The organism is Falsiroseomonas sp. RANM36 (genome assembly GCF_056682175.1).
Window position 1 is genome coordinate 923633 of record NZ_JBWXTD010000003.1, and the last position, 3115, is coordinate 926747.

General features: G+C 71.7%; 3 protein-coding genes. 2 read left to right on the top strand and 1 reads right to left on the bottom strand.

What is annotated here, in order from left to right; translation table 11 throughout:
* Nucleotides 1-87: 87 nt before the first annotated feature.
* The gene (locus AC1MIR_RS09245; protein ID WP_480027878.1) at nt 88-918 is read right to left on the bottom strand and encodes an HpcH/HpaI aldolase/citrate lyase family protein; all 831 of its coding nucleotides are present in this window, start codon (nt 916-918) and stop codon (nt 88-90) included.
* Nucleotides 919-1061: 143 nt separating this feature from the next.
* On the opposite strand from AC1MIR_RS09245, the gene AC1MIR_RS09250 reads away from it, so the two are divergent.
* Nucleotides 1062-1625, top strand: coding sequence for a GbsR/MarR family transcriptional regulator (locus AC1MIR_RS09250; RefSeq protein WP_480027879.1), 564 nt, complete (start codon nt 1062-1064; stop codon nt 1623-1625).
* Between the two features lie 3 nt (nt 1626-1628).
* Entirely contained in the window at nt 1629-2966 is a 1338-nt protein-coding gene (locus AC1MIR_RS09255) for a cytochrome ubiquinol oxidase subunit I (protein ID WP_480027880.1), read from the top strand.
* Nucleotides 2967-3115: the final 149 nt, after the last annotated feature.

Consider the following 3115-nt stretch of genomic DNA (forward strand, 5'->3'; position numbering starts at 1 on the left):
CCCGCGGGGGGGGCGCGGGCGCCCCCCCCCCCACCCCCGCCCCCCCCCGCCGTGGGCGCCCAAGCCCCCGCAAGCGGGGGAGGGAGGCTATCTCGCCCTTGCAAGCACGCGCTGGGCGGCGCGGAGGACGGGGAGGTCCACCATCTTCCCGTCCACCACGCAGACACCGCCCGCGGCGGCCTCCATCGCGGCGACGATGCGATGCGCCCAATCCACCTGCGCCGCGCCCGGCGTCAGCACGGACTGGATCGGCGCGACCTGCTTCGGATGGATGGCGAGCTTCGCGGTGAAGCCGAGCGCCTGCACGCGGCGCGTCTCCTCCGCCAGGCCGGCCTCGTCGGCGATGTCGAGGAAGGGCACGTCCAGCACGGCGCGCCCGCCGCGCGCGGCGGCGACGACCAGGGCGGCGCGGTGCGGCAGCAGCGGCTCCCACGCGACGGCGCAGCCGAGATCGGCCGAGAGGTCCACGCCGCCGAAGCCGAGCGCGGCGCAGCCTTCCTCCAGGGCGATGGCGCCGGCGCGCGCCAGGCCCTCCGCGCTTTCGATCAGCGCGATGAGCTGCGGCGGGCGCGGGGCGCGGGCGAATGCGCGGCGGACGATGCGCAGCTCCTCCGGCGCCTCGACCTTGGGCAGCATCAGGAAGTCGGGCGCGGCGGCGCCGATCAGCGCGGCCAGGTCGGCGATGCCCTCGGGCGTCGGCAGCGGGTTCATGCGGATGCCGAGCGCAACCCCGGCCGGCGGGGCGGGACGGTCCAGCACGGCGGCGCGGGCCGAAACCTTCTCGCCGGGCGGGACGGCGTCCTCCAGGTCGATCACCACGGCATCGGCGCCGGTGGCCAGCGCCTTGGCGAAGCGCTCCGGCCGGTGGCCGGGCACGAAGAGGACGGAGCGGGCGAGGGCGATGTCGGGCGGGCTCATGCCCCGCTGAGTGCCAGAGTTGCGGCGCCGGTGCAGCCCCCGTGGGGCAGGATCGCGCGTTCCGGCTTGACATGGCGGGAGAGTGCCTTAACTGCCGTTTCAGAAATTTCTGAAATCATAGCCGAGACCCCGCCGGACCGCCGATGCAGCTCCCCCCCCTGATCCAGGCCTTCGTGCTGCACTTCGGCGAGATGGGCAGCCGCTGGGGCATCAACCGCACGGTCGGCCAGATCTATGCGCTGCTCTATGTCTCGCCGGAGCCGCTGAACGCCGACCAGATCGTGGAGGCGCTCGGCGTCTCGCGCTCCAACGTCTCGATGGGCCTGCGGGAGCTGCAGGCCTGGAACCTGGTGAAGGTGCGCCACATCCCGGATGACCGGCGCGACCATTTCGCGACGCCGGGCGATGTGTGGGAAATCCTGCGCGTGCTGGCGGAGGAGCGGAAGAAGCGGGAGGTGGACCCCACCCTCTCGGTCCTGCGCGAATTGCTGATGCAGGCGCCGGCAAGCGAGGCCGAGCGCCACGCCCAGGCCCGCATGGCGGAGATGCACGGGCTGATCGAGCAGCTGACCAACTGGTACGAGGACGTGAAGAAGCTGGAGACGGAGCGGCTGGCGCAGCTTCTGGCGCTCGGCTCGCGCGTCGCGCGCCTGGTGGAGGCGACGGAGAAGGTCGTCTCGCTCGGCCGGCGCAAGAAGGGAGCCTGATCCATGGATGCGCTGGTGCTCGCGCGGATACAGTTCGCGGCCAACATCTCCTTCCACATCCTGTTCCCGACCATCACCATCGCGCTGGGCTGGGTGCTGCTGTTCTTCAAGCTGCGCTTCAACGCCACGCGCGACGACAAGTGGATGGACGCCTACCGCTTCTGGGTGAAGGTCTTCGCGCTGTCCTTTGCGCTCGGCGTGGTCTCCGGCATCACCATGAGCTTCCAGTTCGGCACCAACTGGCCGGGCTTCATGGAGAAGGTGGGCAATGTGGCCGGGCCGCTGCTGGCCTATGAGGTGCTGACCGCCTTCTTCCTGGAGGCGACCTTCCTCGGCATCATGCTGTTCGGCTTCCGGCGCGTGCCGGGCTGGCTGCACACCACCGCGACCGTGCTGGTGGCCTTCGGCACCTCGATGAGCGCCTTCTGGATCCTGGTGCTGAATTCCTGGATGCACACGCCGGCGGGCTTCGAGCTGCGCGACGGCATCGTGCATGCGACCGACTGGTGGGCGATCGTCTTCTCCCCCTCCATGCCGTATCGGCTCGCGCATATGCTGATCGCCTCCGGCCTCACCTGCGCCTTCCTGATCGCGGGGATCTCCGCCTGGCGCTGGCTGCGCGGCGACCGGGTGCCGGCGGTTGCGGCGGCGCTGCGCACGGGGGTGGTGATGGCGGCGGTGCTGGCGCCGACGCAGCTTTTCGTCGGCGACATGCACGGGCTGAACACGCTGCAGCACCAGCCCGCGAAGGTCGCGGCCATGGAAGGCCACTGGCACACCGGCGGCAACGTGCCGCTGATCCTCTTCGCCATCCCGGACGAGGAGACGCGCTCCAACCGCTTCGAGATCGCGATCCCGAACGGCGCCAGCCTGATCCTGACGCACAGCCTGGACGGCGTGGTGCCCGGCCTCGACCAGTTCGAGGGCAGGCATCCGCCCGTCGCGCCGGTCTTCTACGCCTTCCGCGTCATGGTCGGGACGGGGATGCTGATGATCGGCCTCGGGCTGCTCGGCGCCTGGTTCCTGTGGCGGCGCGGCGAGTTGCCGAAGCTGCTGCTGCAGGGCTTCGTCGGCATGACCTTCGCCGGCTGGGTGGCAACGCTTGCGGGCTGGTACGTGACGGAGATCGGCCGGCAGCCCTGGCTGGTGACGGGCGTGCTGAGCACGGCCGACGCCGTCGGGCCGGTCGGGCCGACCGCGGTCGCCTCGACGCTGGTGATGTATCTGGCGCTCTACGTGGTGCTGCTGGCGGCCTACATCACCACGCTCTATCGCCTGGCGGCGAAGGGCCGCATGGTGGAGCACCTGCCCGGCAACCAGCCCCTGCCGGCAAGCGCGTGATGCCCGTCGTCCTGCGCGCCGTCCTGCGACCGGCAAGGCCGGCCGAGCGCCCGAATGGGCGCCGCCCCGCGGGTGGCGAGCCAAGCCGGCGGATGCCGGCGCCGGCGCATGAGGGCGGTTGCCGCCCCGCGGGCCCCCGGGGGTGGAGG